Source organism: Chromohalobacter sp. HP20-39, from assembly GCF_033052815.1.
In the GTDB taxonomy this organism is placed as follows: Bacteria; Pseudomonadota; Gammaproteobacteria; order Pseudomonadales; family Halomonadaceae; genus Chromohalobacter.
This window is the reverse complement of record NZ_JAWHTP010000300.1, coordinates 1-356: the sequence shown is the minus strand read 5'-3', so window position 1 is coordinate 356 and position 356 is coordinate 1. Positions and strand designations below refer to the sequence as shown.

General features: G+C 63.2%; 1 protein-coding gene. It reads left to right on the top strand.

From position 1 onward, the window contains the following. Positions 1–356 (top strand): TolC family protein (locus RVY79_RS18080; RefSeq protein ID WP_317465909.1); only part of this gene is annotated, 356 nt, incomplete at both ends.

Sequence of the window (356 nt, the reverse complement as noted above, 5' to 3'; positions counted from 1 at the left end):
ACGCTCGGCCCATCGATTAGTTATGTGCTCGATGTGTTTGGCGGCAACCGTCGGGCCGTGGAAGCGCTGGCAGCACAAACTGAGGGCCAGCGTTATGCCCTTGCCGCTGCCTATCTCACCCTGACTGGCAACCTCGTCAACGCCGTCATCGCGCGTGCAGCCTATACCGCACAGATCGACACCACGCGCAGCTTGATTGCGGTGGTGCGTGAGCAGGTGGACATTGCGCACGCCCAGGTCGATGCCGGGGTGATGGCGCATTCCAGCGAGCTCAGCCTGGCCGCTCAACTGGCGGCGTTGGAAGCCTCGCTGCCGCCGCTAGAGCAGAAGCGAGATCAAGCAACGCATCTCGAGGC